The 25,829-nt window shown below is 64.7% G+C and carries 21 protein-coding genes; 2 read left to right on the top strand and 19 right to left on the bottom strand.

Translation table 11 applies throughout. The features are described 5' to 3' along the window. Positions 1-57: 57 nt before the first annotated feature. From OOJ09_RS09960 to OOJ09_RS09920, 9 genes are all read right to left on the bottom strand, one after another. On the bottom strand, positions 58-1,452 hold the full coding sequence (locus OOJ09_RS09960; RefSeq protein WP_269905054.1) for a glutamine synthetase family protein: 1,395 nt from the start codon (positions 1,450-1,452) through the stop codon (positions 58-60). A gap of 35 nt (positions 1,453-1,487) precedes the next feature. Then, the gene (locus tag OOJ09_RS09955) at positions 1,488-2,588 is read right to left on the bottom strand and encodes a branched-chain amino acid ABC transporter permease (protein ID WP_269905053.1); all 1,101 of its coding nucleotides are present in this window, start codon (positions 2,586-2,588) and stop codon (positions 1,488-1,490) included. Between the two features lie 2 nt (positions 2,589-2,590). After that, positions 2,591-3,490 carry a branched-chain amino acid ABC transporter permease gene (locus OOJ09_RS09950; RefSeq protein ID WP_269905052.1) on the bottom strand — a complete coding sequence of 300 codons (900 nt, stop codon included), beginning with the start codon at positions 3,488-3,490 and terminating at the stop codon, positions 2,591-2,593. An 8-nt stretch (positions 3,491-3,498) separates the two neighbouring features. Beyond that, the gene (locus tag OOJ09_RS09945; RefSeq protein WP_269905051.1) at positions 3,499-4,203 is read right to left on the bottom strand and encodes an ABC transporter ATP-binding protein; all 705 of its coding nucleotides are present in this window, start codon (positions 4,201-4,203) and stop codon (positions 3,499-3,501) included. Positions 4,204-4,249: 46 nt separating this feature from the next. Then, a complete protein-coding gene (locus OOJ09_RS09940) occupies positions 4,250-5,404 on the bottom strand; it encodes an ABC transporter substrate-binding protein (RefSeq protein ID WP_269905050.1) in 1,155 nt (384 codons plus the stop codon). 44 nt (positions 5,405-5,448) lie between these two features. Next, positions 5,449-6,174: an ABC transporter ATP-binding protein gene (locus OOJ09_RS09935; RefSeq protein ID WP_269905049.1), complete on the bottom strand. Its 726-nt coding sequence runs from the start codon at positions 6,172-6,174 to the stop codon at positions 5,449-5,451. A 164-nt stretch (positions 6,175-6,338) separates the two neighbouring features. Beyond that, the gene (locus OOJ09_RS09930; protein ID WP_269905048.1) at positions 6,339-6,923 is read right to left on the bottom strand and encodes a helix-turn-helix domain-containing protein; all 585 of its coding nucleotides are present in this window, start codon (positions 6,921-6,923) and stop codon (positions 6,339-6,341) included. A gap of 71 nt (positions 6,924-6,994) precedes the next feature. Then, entirely contained in the window at positions 6,995-7,798 is an 804-nt protein-coding gene (locus tag OOJ09_RS09925) for an N-formylglutamate amidohydrolase (RefSeq protein WP_269905047.1), read from the bottom strand. Positions 7,799-7,814: 16 nt separating this feature from the next. Further along, on the bottom strand, positions 7,815-9,224 hold the full coding sequence (locus OOJ09_RS09920) for an aldehyde dehydrogenase family protein (protein ID WP_269905046.1): 1,410 nt from the start codon (positions 9,222-9,224) through the stop codon (positions 7,815-7,817). Positions 9,225-9,380: 156 nt separating this feature from the next. Between OOJ09_RS09920 and OOJ09_RS09915 the strand changes: the two genes are divergently transcribed. Both OOJ09_RS09915 and OOJ09_RS09910 read left to right on the top strand, forming a co-directional pair. Further along, positions 9,381-10,139 (top strand): SDR family NAD(P)-dependent oxidoreductase, encoded by a 759-nt coding sequence (locus OOJ09_RS09915; RefSeq protein ID WP_256751574.1) that lies wholly within the window; start codon positions 9,381-9,383, stop codon positions 10,137-10,139. A 468-nt stretch (positions 10,140-10,607) separates the two neighbouring features. Next, positions 10,608-11,510: a hypothetical protein gene (locus tag OOJ09_RS09910; protein ID WP_269905045.1), complete on the top strand. Its 903-nt coding sequence runs from the start codon at positions 10,608-10,610 to the stop codon at positions 11,508-11,510. 243 nt (positions 11,511-11,753) lie between these two features. Here OOJ09_RS09910 and OOJ09_RS09905 read toward each other — a convergent pair whose 3' ends face one another. From OOJ09_RS09905 to OOJ09_RS09860, 10 genes are all read right to left on the bottom strand, one after another. Then, complete coding sequence (locus OOJ09_RS09905) at positions 11,754-13,268, bottom strand: aldehyde dehydrogenase family protein (protein WP_269905044.1); 1,515 nt, start codon at positions 13,266-13,268, stop codon at positions 11,754-11,756. Positions 13,269-13,449: 181 nt separating this feature from the next. Beyond that, positions 13,450-14,724 (bottom strand): RNA polymerase sigma factor, encoded by a 1,275-nt coding sequence (locus OOJ09_RS09900; protein ID WP_269905043.1) that lies wholly within the window; start codon positions 14,722-14,724, stop codon positions 13,450-13,452. Then, on the bottom strand, positions 14,721-15,095 hold the full coding sequence (locus tag OOJ09_RS09895; RefSeq protein WP_269905042.1) for a YciI family protein: 375 nt from the start codon (positions 15,093-15,095) through the stop codon (positions 14,721-14,723). Before OOJ09_RS09895 ends, OOJ09_RS09900 begins: the two co-directional genes overlap by 4 nt. A 106-nt stretch (positions 15,096-15,201) precedes the next feature. Continuing rightward, positions 15,202-16,293 carry a DNA topoisomerase IB gene (locus tag OOJ09_RS09890; RefSeq protein ID WP_269905041.1) on the bottom strand — a complete coding sequence of 364 codons (1,092 nt, stop codon included), beginning with the start codon at positions 16,291-16,293 and terminating at the stop codon, positions 15,202-15,204. A gap of 70 nt (positions 16,294-16,363) precedes the next feature. Continuing rightward, positions 16,364-17,107, bottom strand: coding sequence for a hypothetical protein (locus tag OOJ09_RS09885; protein ID WP_269905040.1), 744 nt, complete (start codon positions 17,105-17,107; stop codon positions 16,364-16,366). Continuing rightward, on the bottom strand, positions 17,104-17,982 hold the full coding sequence (locus OOJ09_RS09880; RefSeq protein WP_269905039.1) for a glycosyltransferase family 2 protein: 879 nt from the start codon (positions 17,980-17,982) through the stop codon (positions 17,104-17,106). Before OOJ09_RS09880 ends, OOJ09_RS09885 begins: the two co-directional genes overlap by 4 nt. After that, the gene (locus OOJ09_RS09875) at positions 17,982-18,917 is read right to left on the bottom strand and encodes a glycosyltransferase family A protein (RefSeq protein WP_269905038.1); all 936 of its coding nucleotides are present in this window, start codon (positions 18,915-18,917) and stop codon (positions 17,982-17,984) included. The genes OOJ09_RS09880 and OOJ09_RS09875 overlap by 1 nt, the downstream gene beginning before the upstream one ends. A 152-nt stretch (positions 18,918-19,069) precedes the next feature. Then, positions 19,070-19,954, bottom strand: a complete 885-nt coding sequence (locus OOJ09_RS09870) for a transglutaminase family protein (RefSeq protein WP_269905037.1) — start codon at positions 19,952-19,954, stop codon at positions 19,070-19,072. A gap of 3 nt (positions 19,955-19,957) precedes the next feature. Then, positions 19,958-22,369, bottom strand: a complete 2,412-nt coding sequence (locus OOJ09_RS09865) for a circularly permuted type 2 ATP-grasp protein (protein WP_269905036.1) — start codon at positions 22,367-22,369, stop codon at positions 19,958-19,960. 6 nt (positions 22,370-22,375) lie between these two features. Then, complete coding sequence (locus tag OOJ09_RS09860) at positions 22,376-25,735, bottom strand: DUF2126 domain-containing protein (protein WP_269905035.1); 3,360 nt, start codon at positions 25,733-25,735, stop codon at positions 22,376-22,378. Between the last annotated feature and the right edge of the window lie 94 nt (positions 25,736-25,829).

Here is a 25,829-nt window from a genome sequence, read left to right as displayed (position 1 = left end):
CCAGCCAAACCGGCCGGCGAGAAGCAGGCCGGTTTGGTTTGGCATCTGAAGCCGCAATCAGCTGACGAAATAGCGCTGCCATTCGAAGTCGGTGATGTGCGAGGCCTGCCAGGCATCGAATGCCGCCTGCTCGGCGCGCCGGCTCTCGGCGTAATTGTCGCGGAAGGTCTCGCCGAAGGCGTCGGCGCAGAAGTCTGATGCGGCGAAGGCCTCGATCGACGCATTCAGCGTGCGCGGCAGTTTCGGCTTGTCGAGATTGGCGAGGTTCGACGTCACTGGCGCTTCGAGCGGCAGGTCCTTCTCGATACCCTCGCAGCCCGCCGCCAGGATCGCCGCGATGGACAGATACGGATTGATGTCGGCTCCCGGCGCGCGGTGCTCCAGCCGGCAGGCGCCGTCGTTCGGCGTGGTGATGGCGCGGATGGGCGCGGTGCGGTTCTCGAAACCCCAGGCGACGTCTTCCGGCGACCAGGCGCCACGGTCGAAGCGGCGGTAGGAATTGACCGTCGGCCGGAACAGGAGATGCGTTTCCTGCATCCGGTTCAGCACGCCGGCGAGGAATTTCTCGGCGACCGGCGTCAGCCGGTTCGGGCCGGCGGCGAAGGCCGGCTTGCCGTCGCGCCACAGGCTGACATGGTGATGCGCGCCGCAGGCGCTTTCCTTGCCCGGCGGCTGGAAGCGCGTCATGAAGGTGGCGACCAGGCCACGCTCGGCACAGAGTTCGCGCAGATGCAGCTTGGCGCGCATGGCGTCGTCGGCCGCCTGCAGCGCACTCTTCGGCGTCAGCGCGTATTCATACATGCCATAGCCATATTCGGTGACCAGCGAGGCGACGCCGATGCCGATGCTCTTCATGCGGGTGATGAACTCGGCGGCGAAATCCTGATACTCGCCGCTGCGCACCAGATCATAGTTGATCAGCGAATGCCCCCACGGCTTCAGCTCGCGGTAACGCCCGGCGCGCATCAGGTCGTGGTCGGCGTGGAAGATGCCGAACTCGTATTCGAGCGCGAACATCGGCTCGTAGCCAAGCGCCTTGGCGCGTTCCTCGACGCGAGCCAGCACGCCGCGCGGATCGAACGGGCAGACAGCGCCATCGAGCATGTAGGAGCGCGTGATGGCGGAGGCGAATTTCGGCTTCCAGCCGTGCCGGACGACGGTCGCCGGATCGATGAGCCCCTTGATGTTGGGAAAGCCGTTCTCCTCATTGGCGCTGGGCGAGGCGAAGGCGACATCGCCCATCGGCTGGCCGTCGCCATGGGTGACGCAATAGAGGATGGCGTTGATCGATTCGCCATGGGTCGAGAGTTTCAGCGGCGCGATCTTGGAGCGGAACGCTCCTGATGTGTCGACCGTATGCACCTCGATGAACTCGACCCCGTCGGCCGCGAGTTTCTTCTGCAACGCCTCAAGCTTGGGCGCGTAAGCCGCGGCCTTGTCCTCAAATTCCACTTTCAAACCTCCACCAGGAAAACCAAGGGGCTGCGCTATTTCGCGCTGCGCCTGAAAAATCGCGACAAGAGTTCGTCGAGCTCGTAGCGGCCGCTGATGCCGCTTGGCCGGAACGCCATGCAGAGCACGATGACGACGCCGAGTGCCACGCCCGACAGGCCGAGCAGTTGCGGCAGCTGGATGCCGGCGATCGTCACGCCCGATTCGATGCTGCGGATGAATTCCAGCCCGACCGAAAGCACGATGACGCCGGTCACAGCACCTGTCACCGTCGCCATGCCGCCCAGGATCAGCATCGCCAGCGTGTTGAAAATCATCTGGAAGTAGAACAGCTTGGGGCTGATCGTGCCGGCGAAATAGGCGTAGAGCACACCAGCCAGGCCGCAGATCAGCGCCGACAGCACCCATGACATCAGCCGCAGGCGCCTCGCGTCGATGCCAAGTGCGGCGGCGGCCTGCGGGCTCTGGGCGCTGGCCCTCAGCTGCAGGCCCCAGCGGCTGTCCTTGAACAGCCGCGCCAGCACGATCACCACCACCGAGAACACCATCATCCACGGCAGGCCAACCACCTTCGGAATGCCGAAGAAGGCCTGGTTGCCCTTGAACAGGTCGGTCCAGTTGAGAAACACCGAGTGGACGATGATCAGCAGCGCCAGGCTGACAATGGTCGCCGCGACGCCCGACAGGCGGCTGATGACCTTGCCGCTGACGGCGGCAAGGATGCCGACCACGACAAGCGCGATGAGCGCGGATGACACCGGATCGAGCTGCAGCGTCGCGAAGCCGAACGGTGCATTGGGGATCGACAGCTTCTTCATCGCCAGCGGTGTCGAGAGGATGGCGACGCCATAGGCTCCGAGGCCGACAAAGGCGCTATGGCCGAGATTGGCGATGTTGCTGTTGCCCATGAACACTTGCAGGCCGACGACGACGATCAGGTTCACGAAGGCGCCGAGCGCAAGATAAGTGTAGTAGGTCGGCGCGAAATTCAGGATCGCCAGCCCGACCATCAGCACCGGCAGCGACGTCACCAGCCCGCCGATCAGCGACCGTGTCAGCGCACCGCCGGGCTGCGCGACGGCGGCGGCAGGAAGCACGGTATTTTCGATTGCCTGCGACACCTCAGATCTCGCCACCCTTAAATCTCCTTGTCGCCGAGTTCGACCCGCTGGCCGAGCAGGCCTTCCGGCCGGTAGACAAGCAGCGCGACGATGATCACGTAGGTGAGCGCATCCTTGAAGCCCCCATATTCCTGCGGCAGCGCGACGAGCAGGCCAACCTCGATGAAGCCGAGCAACATGCCGCCGGCCGCCGCTCCCGCCAGCGAGCCGAAGCCGCCGATCACACAGGCGACGAATGCCTTCAGCACCAGGCTGAAGCCGAGATCGGGCGAAACGCTGCCACGCCGCGCGATGATGAACACGGCGGCGATGCCCGCCAGCGCGCCCGAGATCGCGAAGGCCGTTGCAATCACCCGGTTTGCCCTGATCCCCATCAGCCGCACGGTGGCGAAATCGCGCGATGCCGCGCGGATGGCCAGACCAAGCGTCGAGCGGTTGAGGAAGAGCACCAGCGCCAGAATGGTCAGGCCGGAAACGACGAGTTCCATCACCTGCAGCGACGACACAGCAAACGGGCCGAAGAACCACATCTGGTTCAACCCGTTGAGGATCGAGACTGACTGCGGCTTTGGCGAGATCAGCAGCATGAACAGGTTCTGCACCACGATGCTGACGCCGAAGGCGGTCAGCAACCCTGTCGTCGTCGGCGCGTAGCGCACCGGCCGGAACGCCACCCGCTCGAAGGCGATCGCCGCCAGTGCGGCGGCGGCGACGGCGAGGAGTACGGCGACGATCGGCGACGTCAGCCCAAGTGCCGCCGCCAGGAACACGCTGTAGGCGGAGACGCCGATGATTTCGCCATGCGCGAAATTGACCAGGCCCATGATCGAGAACACCACGGCGAGGCCGAGCGCGACCAGCGAATATTCCGCGCCGAAGGCCAGCGCGTTGAGAAGCTGCTGCAAGGCATAGTCCATGTCGCCGCCTACCCGCCAATATAGAGATTGAAGAGGCCGTGTTCGTCGGCGAGGCCTGCCGGCGGCCCGCTGTGACGAAGCGTACCGGCGCTGACGACATAGACGCGGTCCGCGAAACGAAGCGCCTGCTTGGCGTTCTGCTCGACCACCAGCAGCGTCAGCCCCTCCGCCTTGAGCTCGCCGATGAAATCGAAGATCTGCACCACGATCTTCGGCGCCAGTCCCAGCGACGGTTCGTCGAGCAGAAGCAGCTTCGGCCGCGACATTAGCGACCGGGCGATAGCCAGCATTTGCTGCTCGCCACCCGAAAGCGTGCCGGCCGCTTGCCCGTAGCGTTCGGAAAGCACGGGAAACAGCGCCAGGAAGCGCTCGATGTCCTGGCGTACCCCTTTCGGGTCACGCCGTGTCGCCGCACCGAGCCGCAGGTTCTCGCCGACCGTCAGATTGGCGAAGATGTGCCGGCCCTCCGGCGTCGAGGTCAGCCCGGCTCGAATGCGGTCCTCGGTGCGGACCCGCGAGATGTCCTGACCGTCGAGAACGATGCGGCCGGAGGCCGGCGTGACCAGACCAGTCAGCGCGTTGATGGTCGAGCTCTTGCCGGCACCGTTGGGACCGAGCAGGGCGACAAGTTCGCCCCGCCCGACCTTCAGGCTGAGGTCACGCACCGCCGTCACCGCGCCATAGCGGACGACCAGATTGTCGACCGTCAGCACGACGGGGCCTGCGCTGCGAAGGCTCGATCCATCATCCTTGCCTGCCTCAGTTCAGCGCCGGGACGAAGGTCGGCGGCGTATCGGTGATCAGCACCCGCTTGCCGTTCGAGAACCCCATCACCGGCACGGCCTTCACCGGGTAGCCCTTCTTCTCGGCGAAAGAAATGACTGGCGCCGTGGTGCCGGGATAGCCACCCGGCGCGCGGATCGCCTCGCGCAAGGCGGCGGGCTCGACGGTGCCCGACTTCTTCGCCGCTTCGTAGCTGATCTGGACCATGTCGGCGCCGAGCGCGTCGAAGATGCCGTTGATCTTGTAGCCATCGGCCTTGCACTGGGCCAGGAACTTGTCGATCGGGCTGTCGACGCCGGTCGCGCCATGGGTGGCGAACATCACCTTTTCCAGCGACGCCGGATCGCCGACGGTGCCTTCCAGCGACTTGTCGTCGAAGGCGTCGCAGCCGGCGACCCAGCCGTCATAGCCATTGGCGCGCAACTGGCGGATGAAAATGCCGACATCCGGCAGCACACCGCAGATGTGGATGGCGTCCGGCTTCTGCGGCAAGGCCTTGATGCTGGCGATCTGCGGCGACCAGTCGGTGGTGCCCCAGGAATAGTTGAGCTTGGAGACAACCTTGCCGCCGAGATGCTCGAACACCTCGCCGAACCATTCCGGCAGTTTTTCCGAATAGGAACCGGCATCGGGCGAGACCATCAGCGCCACGCTGCGCGCGCCCTTGCCGTAGAGCGCGTTGGCTGTCGCCGCGGCATTGATCGGATCGGGCACCGCGCCGGCGATGAAATTGTCGAGGCCAGCCTGCTGCATCTCGAGCTGCGTGTTCGGCGCCGAGAAGACCGTGGCGCCGTAGGGCGCCGCGATCTGCGCGGTCGGGATCAGCGCGTCCGGGAACGGCACGCCGGTGATGATCTGCGCGCCGGCATCGAGGAATTTCTGGCCGAGCGAAACCGAAAGCTGCGGATCGGAACGATTGTCCTCGATCATCAGCTCGATCTTGGGATCACCGGCGCCTGCGGCCTTGTTCAGCCTGTCGGCCATGCAGCGCGCGCCTTCGGCCTCGCTGTAGGGTGCGTAAGTGCCGGTCATCGCCACCGCGAGCCCGATCTTCAGGTCGGCGGCACCAGCATGCGCCACCTGCGAAAGTCCCGCCGCGACGATCGCGGCTCCCAGAATCATCTTGTCCATTTGAACCCCTCCTTCTCCCTTGTTGTTGCCGTTCCGGGGCGCCGTCACGATGTCTCGGACTGCCCGACATAAACCTCGATGACGCGCGGATCGCGCCACACCGCTTCGGTCTGCCCGGAGGCGATCACCTGGCCCTGGTCCATGACGCAGAGCCGGTCGCAAAGCCGGTTGATGAAGCGCAGATCGTGATCGATGACGATGGTGGCGCAGCCGACATCGCGGCGAATGCCTTCGATCGCCAACGCCAGCGTCTCGGACTCGCCTTCATTGAGGCCGGCCGCGGGCTCGTCGAGCAGCAGCAGCGACGGACCCAACGCCAGCGCGCGGGCGATTTCGAGCCGGCGCTGGCTGCCATAGGAAAGCGTGCCGGCCGGAACGTCGGCGAAGCTGTCCAGTTGATACTGGGCGAGCAGCTGGTCGACACCGATGCGTGCCGCGGCATCCGGCCGAACGGACTGGCAGGTGATATGGGCGACCTCGACATTCTGCCGAACGGTCAATTCCCTGAACAGCCGGATGGTCTGGAACGTGCGCGCAACCCCTGCCCGCGCGCAATGCTCGGGGCCGTGGCCGGTGATTTCCCTGCCTGCCAGCCGGACACTGCCGGTGTCGGGCTTGAGCACGCCGGAAATGGCATTGACCAGGGTGGACTTGCCGGCGCCGTTGGGGCCGATAAGGCCGAGGATTTCGCCGGCCTCGCAGGACAGCGAGGCACCGCGCAGGGCCTGCACGCCGCCAAAGGTCTTGCTGACTGACTCAACCGACAGCATCGGTCACATCTCCCATCCCGGTCGATGGCTATTTCTCCTGTCGGCCGGTCAACAGGATGCTAGACCTCCGACTTTTCCATAACAAGTATTTTTTTCCATTTTAGAAAATATTCTTGAGACGCCGCGTTTTGCGGCCGGAATCCCCCGGGTCCGACCGACCAGGATCAGACCCCGGCGCCGGCCGGAAGCCCGTCGCGCGGCACGGTGTTCGACATCAGCATGACGACCGGCTCGTCGCCCAGCGCGACATAGGCATGCTGCATTTCGCCGTCGAACAGGATGCTGTCGCCCGGCTGCAGCACCGTCGGGTCATAGTGGATGGTGTGCAGTTCCAGGCTGCCGCTGAGCACGTGGATGAACTCTTCGCCCGAATGGCTGCGCCAGCCGCCATTTTCCTCGAAGCTCTTCGCCCGCAGCGTGACACGCCAGAAAATGTTGGTCTTGTCGCGAAAATCGCTGCACAGGACCTCGAATTCCATTGCATTGCCCTGATGCAGGATGCCGCTGCCAGCGCGCGTGATCGAGCGTCGTGCCTGCATGCCCGGCTTCGGGCTGAACAGGAAGGATGCCACCGGCACATGCAGCACGCCGGCGATCATCAGCGCGACGTCGACCGTCAGGCGGGCCTTGCCGTTCTCGAGCTTCGACAGTTGCGACACCGAAAGGCCGGAGCGTTCGCTGAGATCGCGCAGCGTGATGTTGCGCTCCTTGCGCGCATCCCGGATCTTGCTGCCCACATTGCCCTGCATCGCCCACGCCCTTGGCTGCCGTGTTTCCAATTCGACAAGCTCTAGCGGCGTGGCATGGGAGCGTCCAGCCTTTAGACGGCTATGGCTGGTTTTGGCCATAGCGACATCGCGACGGTGGCAAAGGCACCCTCCAGGGTGCGGCTGACGAGTTCGAATGTTTCCGGATCGGAAAGCAGGTCGTTGCGGACTTCGAGATAGAGGCAGGGCCTGCCTTGCTCGAGCCCGTGCCGGTTCAGCGTATAGCCAACGGCCTGACGCCAGTCATATGGCTCGTTGTCGCCGATCCTCAACCCGGCCTCCGCACCCTGCGCGCCAAGCGTTTTCAGCACCGAGGTGACGAAGGGCGACGGCTCCCGCCACAGCACGCCGATGTCGACATTACGCCGCACGCCGCCCATCACCGGGGTGAAGGAATGGATCGAAATCAGCGCCTGCCTTCCCGCCGCCGCCTCGATGATGGCCTGTTCGACCGGCTCCCAGGCAATACGGGTGCGCAGCCGGCGGTCCGTCGCATCGGGCGCCAGATTGCCGGACACCGGAATGCCGCCGAGATCCGGGCGCATGAAGTCCCACTCGCCGGCCGGGCGGTTGTAGTCGAGGAACAGGCGCGAATAATGCGCGACCACGGCCGGCGCCCGCAACGTTTGCGAGAGCCGGCGCGTCAAGGCGTCGACGCCGATGTCGACGGCGAAATGCGTGCCGAGATAGGGCATCGCCAGACCAAGATCATGCCATGGCGCGGGCACAAGATTGCCCGCATGTTCGGCGATCAGCAGATAGGGGCTGGCCGCCTCCGTGCGCAGCCGCTCGACGCCGGCCGCGGCCAGCGCGGTGATGGTCGCATCATCAAGCCCTGCAAGGCTCGCCACGTTCATCCTGCCGCTCCTCGGATCAGCCGATGACGGAGCGGACATGATAGGCCTTCGCCGCAGTCGCTTCCGTCAGGCCGGCGCGGCCGTTGGTGCGGCCAAGGCCGGAATTCTTGATGCCGCCCCAGGGCAGGTACAGGTCGGCGTGGTCGCAGCGGTTGAGATAGACGGTGCCGGCCTCGACTTCGTCGAGCAGCGCCACGCCGCGCTCGATATCCCTGGTCCAGATACTGGCGCTGAGGCCGAAATCGCTGTCGTTCATCAGGCCGATCGCCTGCTCGTCGCCGCTGACGGACTGGACGCAAGCCACCGGCCCGAACAGCTCGTCGCGCATGATCTGCATGCTGTGGTCGACGCCAACCAGCACTTCCGGCGCGACATAGGCCGCCCCGAGGCCAGACGCCTTGAGGGTGCCGTCCCGCGGCATCAGGCGCCGGGCCCCTGCCCGTACCGCCTGTTCGGTGAGATCGCGGATCGTGTCGGCGGCGCTCGCCCGCACCACCGGGCCGATCATCGGCTTCTCGCCAAAGGGATGGCCGATGGTCCATTTCGCCGTCTCGGCGACCAGGGCTTCGACAAAGCGGTCATGGATCGCCTTGTCGACATAGATGCGCTCGACCGAGCAGCAGGACTGGCCGGCATTGGAATAGGTGCCTTCGGCGATCTGCGGGATTGTCGCCTCGAGGTCGGCGTCGGCCCGGACATAGGTCGGATCCTTGCCGCCGAGTTCGAGATGCACCTGGGTGAAAGTGCCGGCGGCGGCGGCATGAACGCGCCGGCCGCCATTGACCGAACCGATGAAGTTCACCGCGTTGAAGGCGCCCGACGCGATCAGGCGCTCGGCATCGGCATGATCGAGATGCAGGCTCTGGAACACGCCCTCGGGACCGCCGACGGCGCGGAAAGCTTCCTCGGCCAGTTCGGCGATCAGGGGCGTCTGCGGGGAATGCTTGAAGATCACGACATTGCCGGCCACGAGCGGCGCGGTGACGAGATAGCCTAGCATGGCTGTCGGGTAGTTCCAGGCGCAGATCGACAGATGCAGGCCGCCAGCAACCGGCCGTGCATAGCGGCGGATGGTTTCGTCCGAGGGGTAAGGCACGTCGGCCAACGTCTCCGGCGCTATGTCGGCAAGCAGCTGTCCGACCAGCGCCAGGCGCGGCGTCTCGTCGGCCTGCCACAAGGGCCGGCCGATCTGCCATGCCACCATCTCGGCCAGCGGCGTTGCCCGCGCCTTCATCTCCTCGCCGAAGCGCAGCAGGATCGCCAGCCTGTCGGCCAGCGGCATCCGCCGCCAGGATGGCAAGGCGGCGCGGGCCCGGGCGAGCGCCGCCTCGATCGCGGCGCCATCGGCATAGGCACGCGTCGTGTAGGTCGAGCCGTCGACGGGAGAGGTCACGGAGAAGGTCCGCGCGCCGGAATGCAGGTTCATGGTCGTGAAATCCATTCGAGCTGAGAGAGGATCGATCCCGGCACGATATCGCTATTTTCCATTTTGGCAAATTTTTTCTAATACCGCTTGATGGAATTTTTATCCGCCCCTATTGTCCTGACATCGCGCATTGGCGGAGCACATGAGGGGTTGCAGATGATCGTTTATGATTTCACCGGCAGGCATGCGGTCGTCGCCGGGGCAGGCGGCGGCATGGGCGAAGCCATCACGCTGGCGCTGCTCGATGCCGGCGCCTCCGTCACCGCCATCGACGTGAAGCCACGTCCTTCGTCCCTCGCCTCCTATGACGACCGGCTCGCCTTCGCGCAGGGCGATCTCACCGACGCCGCCTTCGTCGAACAGGTCGTCGGCACGGCGGGCCGCGAGCGCGGCGGCATCGACTATCTTGCCAATGTCGCTGGCGTGTTGTGGTTCGGTCGCGACAAGTCGGCTCTCGAAATGGATCTCGACGTCTGGGACGAGGTGTTCAGGATCAATCTGAAGTCCTTCGTGCACACCGCGCGGTCGGTCGTCCCCCACATGCGCTCCGGCGGCCGCGGTGGTGCCATGGTGCACTTTTCAACCATCCAGTGGTATCGCGGCGATGCCAACCCGCAGGACGCCTATCAGGCCTCGAAGGCCGGCGTCTGCGCGCTGTCGAAATCGCTCGCCATGCAGCTGGCCGGCGAGCGCATCCGCTCCAACGCCATCTGCCCCGGCATGGCGCTGACCCCGCTGCAGGCGCGCTGGGACACCGAGGAAAAGCGTTCGGCCGTCGCGAGCTACGCGCCGCTCGGCCGCATCGGCACGCCGCAGGACATGGCCAACGCGGCCCTGTTCCTGCTTTCCGACGCGGCGAGCTACATCACCGGCATCGAGCTTGCTGTCGATGGCGGCTTGCTGATGCGCATGTAGCCGGCATGCCCGCCAACGGGTCGCGATAGCGGCATCCGGGATGAATGGCCGGCCGGCAAGGCCAGGCTGAATCCGTCCACCGCCGCGATGGCCGGGATGGTCGGGCTGCCTTGCTGATGGCGTGGTTGCCGGGCCCGCTCACCGGCGTCGCCAGCGCGCCACCAATTCTACCGCCCTGACCAGCCCCGGCCCGCCAATCGCATCGATGAGCGGCGGATTGGGCATGCCTTGCGGTTGGCTTTGTGCATCCGCCATGAACGCCAAACCGGCGACGCCGATGCCGTAATTCGAATTGGCCGCATCTGTGGCGCCCTGCCGATTGCATAGGCTCCGACAGCCTCGCCCCTAAGTCGCGGTCGCCGGCAGAGCGGTCAGCGCACCAACCATCAACCAGTCGTGATCGACAATTGCCGACTCTCGGCATTTGGTACGTCTGGACACACGTTTTGAAGGCTGAAAGATGGGAACATGACTCCGTTTTCGGAGTTGAAGAGAAACACGAGGAGCATAGCGCTGATTCTGGAAGACATTGCCGGCCATCCGGCCTTGCACCGGTACGTTCAGGAACAGTCGCTGGCGCTGATCCGAATTTATGAAGATAGCCCGCGGCTCGCTTCTATTTTTGCCACGCAGCAACGCTGGCTGATGGGACATGTCGGCCTTGCCATGCATTTCAGGCGGGACCCGAACGACCGCCGCAAGGATCTGACAGTATCGCGTTTCATCGAGTTCGTGCACCAGCACGCCGTGGCCAGCCGCAACACGGCGGACGCTTTCATCAAGGAGATGCTGCACTACAACATCGCCGAGTATGTGTCGGGCGGGGACGGGCGCACGCACCCCTTGCAGCCCACGGCGGCGACCGTGCGGACATTCACGGGCTGGGTTCTTGCCCATCTGCGGACGCTGGATCATCTTGACGATGGCGACCGGCTGGCCAGATTCCTGCAGCACCCCGACATGGTTGCCAGGCTGCAGCCTCTGGTGGCGGATGGCCTGCTTGCCTCCAAGCCGGTGCGCGAACCCCACCAGACCTTTTCGCTGTTCATCTGGCTCAACAATGGCGGCATCGTCATGGACTGGCTGATGTCGGGCATCGATCCCGATCATGCCGGCCAGGACCGGATTCCGACCAGCGTGGTTTCGATCGGCGACTTCGCCAGCTGGCTCAAGCTGTCGCGGACGCACCTTGCCCGCAAGTTGCGAGCCGCCGAAAATCTCGGCAGCATCGGCTGGCTCGGCCAGCGCGGCCATTCGGTGATGTGGGTGTCGAACACCTTCTACCAGGAATACATGACCGTCCAGGCCGCCAAGCTGGCCATTGTCGATGCCGCTTTCGACGCATGTTTTCCGGCATCCAGGATCGGCTGAACATTCCCTCGGACCGCGGCTGGCGGCGGCGTCAACCGGCGATTTCGCCAAATGGCTCCGAGCTGTCGCGAACCCATGCCGAAAGACCTCGGGAGGGGCCGGCATGAAAGGCGTAACCAAAAGCCGACGCTGGACAAGCGCGAAAGACTGTCCAGCGTCACGGCGTTTGCACGCCATCGACTTGCGTGGACTGACCGCCCGGCGATCAGGCCTCACATCAGCGGCGAGCAGGCGTCGGCGTTCTCAATCGATGTCGAAGGACACGCCCTGCGCCAATGGCAGCGCCTTGGAATAGTTCACCGTGTTGGTGGCGCGCCGCATATAGGCCTTCCACGCATCGGAGCCGCTCTCGCGGCCGCCGCCGGTTTCCTTTTCGCCGCCGAAGGCGCCGCCGATCTCGGCTCCCGACGTGCCGATGTTGACGTTGGCGATGCCGCAATCCGACCCGTCGACGCCAAGGAAGCGCTCGGATTCCTGCAGATCGCGGGTGAAGATCGACGACGACAGGCCGGCGCCGACCGCATTGTGCTCATCGAGCACGGCGTCGAAATCCGAATATTTCATCACATAGAGGATCGGCGCGAAGGTCTCTTCCGTGACCGGAGCCACCTGCTTCGGCATTTCGACCAGCGCCGGATGCACATAATAGGCATCCGGATGACCATTCTCGACCCGCGTGCCGCCGGTCACCTTGCCGCCGTGGGCGGTGGCTTCCTTCAGCGCCTTCTGCATGGCGTCGAAGGCGGCCTTGTCGATCAGCGGCCCGACAAGAGAGGACGTCTCCAGCGGATTGCCAACCGAGACGCTTTCGTAGGCCTTCTTGAGACGCGGAACCAGCGTGTCATAGACGCTGTCATGCACAAACAGGCGTCGCAGCGTGGTGCAGCGCTGGCCTGCCGTGCCCATCGCTCCAAAGGCAATCGCGCGCAGTGCCATATCCAGATCGGCGGTGGGGCAGACGATGCCGGCATTGTTGCCGCCGAGTTCCAGCACGGCGCGGGCGAAGCGCTTGGCCAGGCGCGGGCCGACATCGCGGCCCATGCGGGTCGAGCCGGTGGCCGAGACCAGCGGCACCTTGGGGTGGTCGACCAGGATTTCGCCGACGGCGCGGTCGCCGATCAGCACCGGCGCCAGTCCCTGCGGCGCGTCCGTGCCGAAACGTTTGACCGCGCGCGCGAAAATCGCCTCGCAGGCGAGCGCCGTCAGCGGCGTCTTCTCCGACGGCTTCCACACCACCGCGTCGCCGCACACCAGCGCCAGCGCCGCGTTCCACGACCACACCGCAACCGGGAAGTTGAAGGCGGAAATGACGCCGACGACGCCCAGCGGATGCCAGGTTTCCATCATGCGATGGCCCGGACGCTCGGTGGCGATGGTCAGGCCGTATAATTGCCGGGAGAGACCGACGGCGAAATCACAGATGTCGATCATCTCCTGCACTTCGCCGAGGCCCTCGGACGGGATCTTGCCGACCTCGATCGACACCAGCCGGCCAAGCTCGGCCTTGTGCGCGCGCAGTTCCTCGCCGAGCAGCCGTACCAGCTCGCCGCGCCGCGGACCCGGCACCAGCCGCCAGGACTGGAACGCCTTGTGCGCGGCATCGATGGTCTTGGCCGCGTCAGCCGGCGAGATGGTCTTCAGCGCCGCGATCTGCTCGCCCGTCACCGGGCTGCGCACGATGAGGTCGCCACCGACCAGCGCCTCCTTGGCGACGCCCAGTTTCGCCAGTAGTTCGGCCGTTTCCTTCGCAATCGTCATTTTTGTCCCTTTCAGATCCGTTCGCCATCATATGGCTCCGGTCAAAGCCTTGCGCCATGCCCTCTGTGTGCCGACAGGCACATCAGCGCTGTCATGGCGTGGCATTACTCGTTTCAGGGCAAAATCGCCACCCCGGCATGGTCCAAGCCGGGCGCAGACCGTTGAACCAGAGGCAGCCGCGTCATTTTGCCGAGCGGGCAGTCCCCCGCACGGCACCGTCCTTCATCAAGCGGTCGATATGCATGCGGATATGGGCGGCCTCCGCCGCCGTGTTGGCAAGCGAAATGGCGCGGTCGAAGGCAAGGCGCGCCTCTTCGCCCCGGTCGAGTTGCATCAGCAGGCCGCCCTTGAGGCCGAAGAAGTGGAAATAGCCCGAAAGCCTCTGTTCGAGCGGCTCGATCAGGGCAAGCGCCGCTTCCGGGCCGCGCACCTTGGAAACCGCGACCGCACGGTTGAGCGTGACCACCGGCGACGGTTGCATCTGTTCGAGCAGGCCATAGAGCAGGTCGATCTCCACCCAGTCGGTGTCCTCGGCCTTCTCGGCCCGCGCATGCAGCGCGCCGATCGCCGCTTGCACCTGGTAGGGGCCAGGCTTGCGATGGCGCAGCGCCTTGTCGACCAGCGCCAGCCCCTCGTCGATCATCTTGCGGCTCCACAGGCTGCGATCCTGGTCCTCGAGCAGGACGATCTCGCCGTTCTCGTCGAAACGGGCCGGTGCGCGCGCATGCTGCAGAAGCAGCAGCGCCGTCAGCCCCATGATCTCCGGCTCGGTCTGGAACAACCGCAGCAACAGCCGGGCCAGCCGGATCGCCTCCTCGCACAGCGGAGCGCGGGCCGGTGCCTCGCCGCTGTTGGTCGAATAGCCCTCGTTGAAGATCAGGTAGACCATCGCCGCGACGGCGGCGAGCCGCTCGGAGCGCTCGACAGCGCCCGGCGTCTCGAACGGCACGCCGGCGTCCGCAATGCGTGCCTTGGCGCGGGTGATGCGCTGCTCCATGGCGCTTTCGCCGACCAGGAAGGCGCGCGCGATCTGTTTGACGGTGAGGCCGGAGACGACGCGCAGCGCCACGGCGACCTGCTGCGTCGCCGGCAGATCGGGATGACAGCAGATGAACAGCAGCCGCAGGATGTCGTCGCGGTAGTGCGCCCCGTCCAGCCGCTCGGCCATATCGCTTTCGGCGTCTTCCAGATCGGAGATCTGGTCCTCCTCCGGTATCGGCGCCTGCTTGGCACGCTTGCGCACCGCATCGATGCCGCTGTTGCGGCCAACGAAGATCAGCCAGGCCGCAGGATCGCGCGGCGGCCCGTTTTGCGGCCAGTTCTTCAGCGCCCGGAGGCACGCGTCCTGGAAAGCTTCCTCCGCGGTATCGAGATCGCGGAAATAGCGTAGCAGCGCGCCCATCGCCTGCGGACGGGCGGTGCTGATCGCCGAGCTGATCCAGGCGAGGTCGGTCATACGGCAACCTTGGTGGGATTGAAGACGGAGACCGGCCGGATCTCATAGGAACCGCCGCTCGGATTGACCTCGGAAAGTTCGCGGGCGAACTCCACGGCCTCGTCGAGATCGGCGCATTCGAGCGTATAGAAGCCGAGGAATTGCTCCTTGGTCTCGGCGAACGGACCATCGATGACGACCGCTTCGCCCTTGACCTTTCTCAGTGTCGTTGCCGCCGTGGTCGGCAGCAGCCGCGCCACCGGGCCAAGCCGGCCGGCCTTGGCATACTTGTCCTGGACATCGAGGAGCTTGGCCATGACGTCGTCGTCCTGCGCCTTGCTCCACGAGCTGACGACATCTTCGGAAGCATAGCAGAGGATTGCGTAGAGCATTGATGGTCCTTTTCCTTGTCAAAGGACGAAATACTAGGACCGATCCCGACATCGCGTCGATAAAAAAATCCGGGCGTCGCGGAATTGGTGACCGCCGTGCCGCGTGTCAGCGCTCGCGCGTCTTCAGCCACCTCAGCACCAGCGCTTCCTCGTCATCGAGACCATCAATCGAGCGCCTGCGCTTGTTGGCCTCCATCATTTCGTCGAGTAGCCGGCCCTGCGCCCACGCCTCGAGGATCTGCGGGTGGATATAGCATTTGCGGCAGACGGCGCGCGTGTTGCCCAGCCGCTCGGCGACCTTGTCGATGACGCCGTTCATCACCCGCTTTTGCTGCGAGCGGCTTTCCGGCAATTCCGTCCTTGCAAACAGGGACGCCGCACGGATGGTGCCGCCCCATGTCCGGAAATGCTTGGAGCTGAAGTCGGTGCCAACTGCCTCCCTGATAAAGCAATTGACGTCCTCTGAATGGACCGGCCGCCTGTTGCCATCTTCATCGAGATACTGGAACAGTTTCTGACCTGGCAGTTCCTGCGCCCCGCGAACGATGTTGGAGATGCGGCGGTCGACCAGCTTCAGTTTCCATTCCTTGCCGGACTTGCCCTTGAAGGCAAAACGCAGGCTTGAGCCGATGATATCGACATGGCGGTCGCGCAATGTCGTCAGCCCGAAACTCTTGTTGTCGCGGGCGTAGGCGGCATTACCGACCCGGATCAGCGTATTGTCGAGCAGCCAGACGACAGCGGCGACGACGCGCTCGAGCGGCAAGCCGCGACGGCGCAGATCGGCGTCGATCCGCCGCCGCAGCTCCGGCAGGCTTTCGGCGAAACCGGCGAGGCTCGAATATTTGGCTCCGTCACGCGCGTCGGCCCATTGTGGATGATAGCGGTACTGCTTGCGTCCACGCTGGTCCCTGCCGGTCGCCTGGATATGGCCACCGGCATCGGGCGAAATCCAGACATCCGTCCAGGCCGGCGGAATGGCGATCGCCTCGATGCGCGCCCTGTCGGCGTCCGAGACGGCCTGCCCGCCTGGTCCCTTGTAGGAAAATCCCTTGCCCGTCTTCACCCGGCGGATACCGGGCTCGGAATCGGTGATGTAGGTGAGCGCAGCGTCCTCGGCCGAGATTCGTGCCCGCCCCCGTATGCTGTTTTCCTCTCCAGCCGATTGACCAACATGCGTCTCTGACGTGTCCAGCATGTGTGCTCCACTGGATTTATCCGAGGATAAGCAACGGAGGGGCTGCTGGTTCCGCAGCTGGGCTGAAAAGCTATCCTTCGGTCTCGGCCGTCAGATCGGCCATCCACATCCTGCCATCATCGACATGCGGCGGGTGATATCCACGGCCCGGCGGGATTCTCTCGAAACGAGCATCGGTCTCGTCGGCAAGATAGTCGTAGCCGATCTCCTGCATCTCATGTTTGGGATCGAGATGCTTGTAGAGGGCCAGGCGGCCGTACCGGCGCCTGGGCTCAATCATTTTCAGATGATACAGATTGAGACTGGTATCTTTCTCCCTGAAGCCAAGATCGCCAGGATACCAAAGGCCATGCAGCTCCTGTGACCGATACCGCCCGGGATCGTATGCGCGAAAAAGGCGATGCTGCATTTTCGCACCCCACAGGCCGTCGATCCTGTAATCCGTTGATGAATACATTTCACGGAAGTGGAACCCCCATGCAATGCGTTGATGGCGGCTTGTTAGTTGCCCAATTCGATCCGCGGTCGCACGTTCCAGCCGCTCATCGGGATCCACAGCCAGAATCCAGTCGGCTCCCGCGTCACGCGCCGATTCGAGCAAAAGGTGCCTGCGCTGGGTCTCGCTGCTGAAAATGCCCTGCGCCTGGCGATCGTCAAAGGCGATCCAGCCATCGACGATAGGATCCAGATTGGCAATCAGGTCAGGCACCAGGTGCGCGTCGTAGCGGTAACTGAACACCGCAATCGTTCTCATGCGCGTCCAGAAAAATCTGCCGCGTCGCCACCGCCTGTCCTTGATGTGGCTGGTAATCATCCTTCGGCCGCCCGGTCATTTTTCAAGCGACCGCGAGCGCCGAAATAGATGCCGAGAGATTTTGCCAACAGGGCCAACACGACAATCGGCATCGAACGCGCGGCGAAGGTCAACTCCGGTCCAGACAGCCCGATCCTTGCCAGTTTTCGAATCTGCCGGCGATCTCTGAAATTGTTGCGGGCAAGTCGAAGCGGCTTGGCCCGGATTGTCCCGGTGTAATAGGCGCCACTGCGATAGCCGCGCCTGTACTGGTCGATGAGCAAACCGCGCAATCGCGTCTCGTTGCGATGGATCGTTCTGACCTCTGGTTCCCACACCGGCTCGAACTCCGCTGGCAACCTCTTGAGAAATTCGGTGTCCTCGGCAACCCGCATCGATTCGTCGAACAGGCCGTATTCCTGGAACAGCCGGCGGTCGAAGGAGACGCCGTAGCGCAGCGCCAGTTCTGCGGGAAGGCCGGGAAGCCGGCGCGCGAACAGGGCAAGATATGCGGCGCAGGCGAACGGGTTGCGGGGATGGCTGTTCGAAATCGCGCTCGAAACCGTGGGGGCCCCAGCAGAATGCCGGCGTATTCGTGCCTCCGCCCAACCTGGGCAAGCAAGGCAATCGTCTGCAAGAAAGGCAACAAAGGGCGCCGTCGTGGCCGCAATCCCGATATTGCGCGCAGCCCCAACGAATACCTGTTGAGCGATTTCGATCACCGGCATATCGACACCGGCGTCGGACAGAAGCGACTTCGCATCCCCTCCGCCAGAGTTGACCACGACAATCTCGAGGGGCACGCCCTGATCGAAGAGAGATCTGACTGAATCAACGAGACTTGCTGGCGCTCGGCAACCAATCACGATAACCGCCAGTTCCGGTTCGGCTGTCATCAAGCACTTTGCAATTGGATTCTCGGGGCCGAAAACCTGCGCCGCGAGGAAATCTTGAGCTTGTAGCGTATACAGCGCCAGGCTTCCGACCGTCGCTTCGGCGCGGCCGAAGCCACCGCCAGGAAGCGCGCCGCGGTGTCCAGGTCGCCGCGCGCATAGTGGACGCGGGCGATCTTGAGAGCGACAAGCCCTTCCCTGGCCTTGAGCGCCGATATCGGGATATTGCAATCGGTGAGTGTGCGCAATTCCCGGCGCCAATCCAGGAAGCGCCGCACCGGATTCATGGCAAAGCGGTCGTCGGAACGCGCCACCGAAACCTCATAGACCATGACCGGGTCTGGAATCATGGCCAGGGATGCCTTGCTCATCAGCCGTGCCCAGAACAACGTGTCTTCGTCATAGGCCAGTCCGACCGGAAACCGCGTCTCGCCGATCAGGCGCCGGGAAGCCAGCACGCTGCCAACGGCCACCGACCGTATATCGCCTTTGACATAGGCCGAGGCGTTCGCGTGGCAGGCAGCCTGATAGCCGTTCGGCACCTTGATCTGCCGATTCTGGCCGTTCACCCGGCGCCGGTAGGCGCCAACGATCATATCGGCTTTCGGTTGATTCTCCGCTTGCCGCAGCAGTGCGCGCAATCCGCCCTGAAGATGCAGGTCGTCGGCGTCGATCAGGTATACCCAGGGATGGAGCGCCTCCGCCAGCGCCACATTGCGGGCGCCGCCGGCATCGCGGCAATTGGCCGGCAGCACGCGCAACGGCAGGGACAGTCGCGCCGCAGCCTTCTGCGCGACAGCCGCCGTGCTGTCCGTCGATGCATCGTCGACCAGCAGGATCTCGCCGATGACCGCAGCCTCGCTGCTAAGCGACGCCAGCGTTGTCGCGATGGTGGCCGCCGCGTTGTAGGCAGGAATGACGACGCTGACTGCTCTCAATTACAAAACCCCGCACCGATGCGTTTTAAGAACCTACAATTATTGTCCACCTCGAAACGGATGTAGATTAGCGGCCACATCGATGTTTGAGAAGCAGTCTTATCCACCTAGAATTGCACCGATGGGCCCGTTACGCATGTTCAGGTTCGGTTTTACGCCTTTTCGAGCACGACCGGAATGACGTCGACGGCCTGCTCGCCGACTTGTCCGCCGGTGGTCTTGAGAACGCCGACGATCGGCGCCACGTCCGAATAGTCGCGCCCATAACCGACGGTGATATGGTCGTTGCTCGCCCGCATGCCGTTGGTCGGGTCGAACTCCTGCCAGCCGGCATCGCGCCCGCACCAGACCTTGACCCAGGCATGCATGGCATCGGCGCCTTCCAGCCGGGGCTTGCCCTTCGGCGGGATGGTGCGCAGGAAGCCGCTGACATAGCCGGCTGGAATGCCGAGTCCGCGCAGGCCGGCGATCATGATGTGCGAAAAGTCCTGGCAGACGCCGCGTTTCAGCCGGAAGGCATCGCTGGCCCGGGTCCGCACCGTCGTCGCCTCGCCATCATAGGTGAAATCGCGATGGATGCGATTGCAGAGCTTCATTGCCGTGCCGGCGGCCGAGCCGGCAACGCTGTCTTGCGCATAGCCGGTGATCGCACCGTCGATGCCGGAATAAGCGCTGCCCGCCAGAAAATGGTGAGGCGAGGACGGTGCCAGCGACCGCACCGCGGCGAGCTCCTGCCTGAGCCGGCCAATATCGGGCGACACATCGAGCCCGGGCTCGGGCCGCGACACCGATACGCGCGCGCTCATCCTGATGTCGAGCGCGTCATGCGCCTCGCGAAAGGCGATCGAGGTGACGTTGTTGCCGAAGAAGTCGGAAAAGTCAGAACGTTCATTGGGTGCCGGCGCAAAGGACAAGGATGCGGCGATGACGCGCTGCACGCCGGAAATCGTCGATGGCGACACGCGAATCTGATGGCGGCCGCCGCCGGCCGCCGCCGCATAGTCATAGTGGAGATGAAGCCTGATGTCGTAGAGCATGCGCTATCCGAAGTAGGCCTTGGCGAGGCTGTTGTAGAGGCCGCCGATTTCATGGGCGAGATCGTCCAGGGCCTTTGCCGTCATGTCCGAAGGCTCCTTGATGGCGATCTGCGTGTTGAGCTGCAGGATCTCCTTGGCCGCCGGCGACATGTGCCCCTCGCCGCCCACCGACGGCAAAAGGCCGATCTCGGCCTTCAGCCTTTCGAGCTGGAACAGGATGGAGCGCGGATTGAGCGGGTCGAGCGCCAGAAGATCGATCACCGTGCGCCGGCCGGTCTGCACCGGATACTGCCGGCGGTGGGTCATCACGCTGTCGCCGATCTCCAGCATCATGTCGAGCGCGCCATCCGGCGCCTTGGCACTGGTCAGCCGGGACAGCGTGCGGGCGATCTGGATGCCGCGCTCCAGCCGCCGGCCGATCTCGAGGAAACGCCAGCCGGCGAAGCGGTACATGTTCTCGTGCAGCAGGCCTGAGAAGCCGGCGAGCTTGCGCAGGATCACCGTCATCGCCCGGGTCGCATCGTCACCCGGCGCCACCGTCTTCGCGAACTGATGGATGGTCTTCGACAGGTCCTTGAGCGCCAGCCAGCCATCGGGCGAGAAGCGGTCGCGGATCTGCCCGGCGCTGTAGACGGCGCTGTCGAGCGTGCCGATCAGCCCTGGCGGGATCGCCGTCTCGACATCGACGCCGAAGGGTTCGAGATAATCCCTGATGTCGGCAAGCAGCGGCATGTCTGGATCGGACGTTTCGGCCAGCCGCACATGGTAGGCGCGCAGGATGCGCACCGTGTCTTCGGAGCGCTCGATGTAGCGGCCGAGCCAGGTCAGGTTTTCCGCCGCCCGGCTGGGCAGGCTGCCCGGCCTGGTGCGGGTGAAGCTGTCGCTCTCTTGCGGCAGCAGCGTCTCGCGCTCCACCGGTCTGTCGCTGACCACCCATACATCCGCCGCCTGGCCGCCGCGCTGCATGGCGATCGCCGTCGGATCGAGCGACAGGCCGACGCGGGCAAAACCGCCCGGCATCACCGTCCAGCCCGCCGGGGTTCGCGCCAGATAGACGCGCAGGCTCGCCGGCCGCGGCTCCAGCCAGCCGCCGACAAAAACGGGTGTTGTCGAAAGCGTCACCGCTTCCTGGCCGACGAAATCGCCGCCGTCGCGTTCGATGCGTGCCGCCAACTCCGCCCGCTCGCCGGCGGACAGTGCCGAACCGAGCTTCGTCTGATCGTCATCCTCGAAGGCAAGCCGGGTCGACAGCGCCGGGCCAATCACCATGCGGTCGATATTGGCCAGCACATGCGCGCGCTCCGTATCCTGGCCACACCACCACGTGGCGACGCTTGGCAAGAGAAGCTCCTCGCCCCGCAAGGCGCGTGAAATCTTGGGCAGGAAGGCAAGCAGCGCCCGCGTTTCCATCAGACCCGAGCCCAGCGCGTTGACGGTGGAAACCGCGCCCTGGCGGATCGCCTCGACCAGCCCCGGCGTGCCGATCTGCGAATCCGAGCGCAGTTCGAGCGGATCGGCGAAGGCAGCGTCGAGCCGCCGCCACAAGACGCTGATCGGCATCAGGCCGGAAACCGTGCGCACCATCAGCCTGCCGCCGGAAACAGTCAGATCCTCGCCTTCGAGCAGCATGATGCCGAGATAGCGGGCGATATAGGCGTGTTCGTAGTAGGTCTCGTTGAGCGGCCCCGGCGTCAGGATGGCGACCCGACCGTCGGTCTCCTCGGCCATGCCGATCAGCGCGTCGCGAAAGCGGCGGAAGAAGCCGGCAAGACGATGCACATGCATCTCGCCATAGATATCGGACAGGGCGCGCGTGGTGGCGACGCGGTTCTCGAGCGCGAAGCCGGCGCCGGACGGCGCCTGGGTGCGGTCGCCAAGCACCCACCACTGGCCGTCGGGCCCGCGGCCGAGCTCGAAGGCGCAGAAATGCAGGAAATGGCCGCTGGCCGGCACGGTGCCGACGACGGGACGCAAATATTCCGGGCTGGCGGCGATCAGCCCAGCCGGCAGGATGCCTTTTTCGACAAGCCGGTTCGGCCCGTAAATATCGGCGATGGTTTCCTCGAACAGCTCGGCGCGCTGCACCAGGCCGGCACTGATGTCAGCCCATTCCTTGTCCTCGATCAGCAGCGGCACATGCGCCAGCGGCCATTCGCGCTCATTGGCGCCGGCCTTGTCGTAGACACGGTAATAGACACCGGCGTCGCGCAGGTACTGGTCGGCGCGGGCGAAGCGCTGGCCGAGCGTTTCAGGCCCCAGCTCGTCGAGCGCCTCGATGAAGTCCTTCCAGACCGGGCGAGGGTTGCCAGAAGCATCGACCATCTCGTCGACGACGCCGTCGATCGGCTGGTAGTGTTCCAGCAGGCTGTGGATCTGCGGCTTGCCGCGTATCCTCTTGTGATTCCCCTTTGCCATCGCTGATCAGAGTCTTGCCGGCCGCCGAAGGTCAAGGGTCATCGGGAAATCTTCCGCCGGTTGTTCCTCGCGCAGCACATAACCGGACGGCGTGTGGCCGCGCGGTTCGAAGCGGGCGAGCCGCCGTGCCTCCGCCTCGTTGCCGTTGACCGGGAAGGTGTCGTAGTTGCGCCCGCCGGGATGCGCGACATGGTAGACGCAGCCGCCGACCGCGCGGCCCGACCAGCGGTCATAGATATCGAAGACCAGCGGCGTGTTGACCGGCAGGGCCGGATGTAGGCCCGAAGCCGGCTGCCAGGCCTTGAAGCGGACGCCGGCCACGGCGACCTCGCGGTTGTCCGTGACCTTCATTGGCACGATGCGGCCGTTGCAGACGATGGCATGGCGTTCCGGATTGAGCCCTTCGGTCTTGACCTGCAGCCGCTCGACCGAGGAATCGACGAAGCGCACGGTGCCACCGATGGCGCCTTGCTCGCCCATGACATGCCACGGTTCCAGCGCCTGCCGCAGCTCCAGCTTGATGCCGGCATGCTGGACCTCGCCGCAGTACGGGAAGCGGAATTCGAGCTGGGCGTCGAACCATTCGGGACGAAACTCGAAGCCGTTGAGCTTGAGATCGTCGAGCACATCGAGAAAATCGGCCCAGACATAATGCGGCAGCATGAAACGATCGTGCAGCGACGTGCCCCAGCGCACGAAGCGGCCGTCGAGCGGGTTCTTCCATGCGCGGGCAATGATGGCGCGCACCAGCAATTGCTGCGCCAGCGACATGCGCGCATTGGGCGGCATCTCGAAGCCACGGAACTCGACCAGGCCGAGCCGGCCGGTCGGCCCATCCGGCGAGAACAATTTGTCGATGCAGATTTCCGAGCGGTGCGTGTTGCCGGTGACGTCGGTCAACAGGTTACGGAACAGCCGGTCGACCAGCCACGGCAGCGGTGCACTACCTTCGTCGGGATGCGGCACCTGCGCCATCGCGATCTCGAGTTCGTAGAGCGAGTCATGGCGCGCCTCGTCGAAGCGCGGCGCCTGGCTGGTCGGGCCGATGAACAGGCCGGAGAACAGGTAGGACAGCGATGGGTGCCGCTGCCATTGCAGCACCAGGCTCTTCAACAGATCGGGCCGGCGCAGGAACGGACTGTCATTGGGCGTCGCGCCGCCGACGACAACATGGTTGCCGCCGCCGGTTCCGGTGTGGCGGCCATCGATCATGAACTTGTCGGCGCCGAGCCGCGTCTGCCGCGCTTCCTCATAGATCGCCGTCGTCGTCGCCACGCAATCCTGCCAGTTGGAAGCGGGATGGATGTTGACCTCGATGACGCCGGGATCGGGCGCGACGCGGATGACGTTGAGGCGCGGATCATGCGGCGGGCCATAGCCCTCGATATGCACGGGCAGGCCGATCGCCTTTGCCGCGTTTTCCGCTGCGGCGACGAGTTCGAGATAGTCCTCCAGCGCCTCGACCGGCGGCATGAACACGCAGAGCCGCCCATCTCGCGGTTCAACCGAAAGCGCGGTGCGCACCGCGCCGCCGATCTCGGTGATCTCCTGTTCGACACGGTCCTGCTGACCGGTCGCCGCGGTGAAGGAGGCCGCCTGCTGGCGGTGCGCCATTTCGTCGGCGCCTTCGAGTTCGGCCGGAGCGGTCTCCGGCAAGATCGCCTCACGCGCCGGCAGCGGGCCGCGCGGCAGCGACGGATCGACCGGCACGATGTAGGGAAATTGCGCCGGCGGCACATAGGGCAGCGTGCCGAGCGGCAAGCGATAGCCGACCGGTGAATCGCCCGGCACCAGGAACAGCCGGCCGCGCCGCGTCTTCCATTTTTCCGAGCGCCAGCGCGGCCCTGACGCCTGGCTGTTCCAGCGCTGCACCGGCAGCACATAGCCCGACGGTTTGGTCAGCCCGCGTTCGAACACTTTCGCCATGCGGCTGCGTTCCTCCGGATCTTCCAGCCTGGAGTTGGACGGGTCGACATTGTCAGGCAGCTTGCCCTCCTTGAGCAGCCATTCGGCCGGGTCCTCATAGGCTTCGCTGACCATGGTCTTGTCGATGCCGAGTTCACCGGCGATCGCGGTGAGCAGGTTCTCAGCCTGTTTCGGGCCGATGTCGGCCTCGCTCTTCTCGCGCGCGATCAGCGACGGATCGCTCCACACCGGCTCGCCGTCGGCGCGCCAGTAAAGCGAGAAGGTCCAGCGCGGCAGGCTTTCCCCGGGATACCATTTGCCCTGGCCGTAATGCAGGAAACCGCCCGGCGCGAAACGCTCGCGCAGTTTGCGGATCAGCGCGTCGGCCTTCTCGCGCTTGGTCGGGCCGACGGCCGCGGTGTTCCACTCGGCCGACTCGAAATCGTCGATCGACACGAAGGTGGGCTCACCGCCCATCGTCAGCCGCACGTCACCCGCCGCCAGCGCGGCGTCGACCCTGTTGCCGAGCACGTCGAGCGCCTGCCAGCTTTCGTCCGAGAACGGCTTGGTGATGCGCGGATGCTCGGCGATGCGGTCGACCCGCATCTCGAAGCCGAACTCGACATTGGCGAAGCTCGCCATGCCGGAAATGGGGGCCGCATTGCGGAAGTGCGGCGTGGCGGCGAGCGGCACATGGCTTTCGCCGGTGAGCAGGCCGGAGGTCGGGTCGAAGCCGATCCAGCCGGCGCCGGGAAGATAGACCTCGCACCAGGCATGCAGATCGGTGAAGTCGACCGCCGTTCCCGGCGGACCATCGAGCGCCACGAGATCGGGCTTGAGCTGGATCAGGTAGCCAGAGACGAAGCGCGCGGCGATGCCGAGATTGCGCAGGATCTGCACCAGCAGCCAGCTCGAATCGCGGCATGATCCCTTGGCCGCGGCCAGTGTTTCCTCCGGCGAGAACACGCCGGTCTCCATGCGCACGATATAGGCGATCTCGCGCTGCAGCCGGGCATTGAGGTCGACGAGGAAATTGACGGTGTTCTTGGGGCTGGTGTCGATGGTTTTCAGGAACGCCGAGAGCAGCGGTCCCGCCGGCTCCGGCGTCCGGTAGATGGTGAGATCGTCGCGTATCTCTTCCGGATACTCGAACGGGAACGTCTCGGCCGACGGTTCGACGAAGAAGTCGAACGGATTGTAGACCGTCATGTCGGCGACGAGGTCGACCTCGATCTTCAATTCCGTCACCGGTTCGGGGAAGACGAAGCGAGCAAGGAAGTTGCCGTAAGGGTCCTGCTGCAGGTTGACGAAGTGGTTCGCCGGCTCGACCTTGAGCGAATGGCTCAACACCTTGGTGCGGGAGTGCGGCGCCGGCTGCAGCCTGATGATTTGCGGGCCGAGAACCACCGGCCGGTCATATTTATAGTGAGTCAGGTGGTAGACGGCTGCCAGAATTGCCATGGTGCCCCGGAAGTCGGCGTTTCAATTCACCGAACCCTGACACATCTGGCGGCCATTCTCCAAGCAGAGATGTTGCGGTGCACCTAATTTAAGC

The sequence above is a fragment of the Mesorhizobium qingshengii genome (assembly GCF_027563465.1).
In the GTDB taxonomy this organism is placed as follows: domain Bacteria; phylum Pseudomonadota; class Alphaproteobacteria; order Rhizobiales; family Rhizobiaceae; genus Mesorhizobium; species Mesorhizobium qingshengii_A.
Note: the sequence above shows the minus strand (reverse complement) of the source record. Positions and strands in the feature narration are given on the sequence as shown.

Coding starts and splice junctions, on each gene's coding strand:
- OOJ09_RS09870 (WP_269905037.1), bottom strand. CDS start 19,954: ATGCTCTACGACATCAGGCTTCATCTCCACTATGACTATGCGGCGGCG.
- OOJ09_RS09920 (WP_269905046.1), bottom strand. CDS start 9,224: ATGAACCTGCATTCCGGCGCGCGGACCTTCTCCGTGACCTCTCCCGTC.
- OOJ09_RS09900 (WP_269905043.1), bottom strand. CDS start 14,724: ATGACCGACCTCGCCTGGATCAGCTCGGCGATCAGCACCGCCCGTCCG.
- OOJ09_RS09915 (WP_256751574.1), top strand. CDS start 9,381: ATGATCGTTTATGATTTCACCGGCAGGCATGCGGTCGTCGCCGGGGCA.
- OOJ09_RS09885 (WP_269905040.1), bottom strand. CDS start 17,107: ATGATTACCAGCCACATCAAGGACAGGCGGTGGCGACGCGGCAGATTT.
- OOJ09_RS09890 (WP_269905041.1), bottom strand. CDS start 16,293: ATGCTGGACACGTCAGAGACGCATGTTGGTCAATCGGCTGGAGAGGAA.
- OOJ09_RS09910 (WP_269905045.1), top strand. CDS start 10,608: ATGACTCCGTTTTCGGAGTTGAAGAGAAACACGAGGAGCATAGCGCTG.
- OOJ09_RS09930 (WP_269905048.1), bottom strand. CDS start 6,923: ATGCAGGGCAATGTGGGCAGCAAGATCCGGGATGCGCGCAAGGAGCGC.
- OOJ09_RS09905 (WP_269905044.1), bottom strand. CDS start 13,268: ATGACGATTGCGAAGGAAACGGCCGAACTACTGGCGAAACTGGGCGTC.
- OOJ09_RS09865 (WP_269905036.1), bottom strand. CDS start 22,369: ATGGCAAAGGGGAATCACAAGAGGATACGCGGCAAGCCGCAGATCCAC.
- OOJ09_RS09860 (WP_269905035.1), bottom strand. CDS start 25,735: ATGGCAATTCTGGCAGCCGTCTACCACCTGACTCACTATAAATATGAC.
- OOJ09_RS09895 (WP_269905042.1), bottom strand. CDS start 15,095: ATGCTCTACGCAATCCTCTGCTATGCTTCCGAAGATGTCGTCAGCTCG.
- OOJ09_RS09880 (WP_269905039.1), bottom strand. CDS start 17,982: ATGACAGCCGAACCGGAACTGGCGGTTATCGTGATTGGTTGCCGAGCG.
- OOJ09_RS09925 (WP_269905047.1), bottom strand. CDS start 7,798: ATGAACGTGGCGAGCCTTGCAGGGCTTGATGATGCGACCATCACCGCG.
- OOJ09_RS09940 (WP_269905050.1), bottom strand. CDS start 5,404: ATGGACAAGATGATTCTGGGAGCCGCGATCGTCGCGGCGGGACTTTCG.
- OOJ09_RS09950 (WP_269905052.1), bottom strand. CDS start 3,490: ATGGACTATGCCTTGCAGCAGCTTCTCAACGCGCTGGCCTTCGGCGCG.
- OOJ09_RS09935 (WP_269905049.1), bottom strand. CDS start 6,174: ATGCTGTCGGTTGAGTCAGTCAGCAAGACCTTTGGCGGCGTGCAGGCC.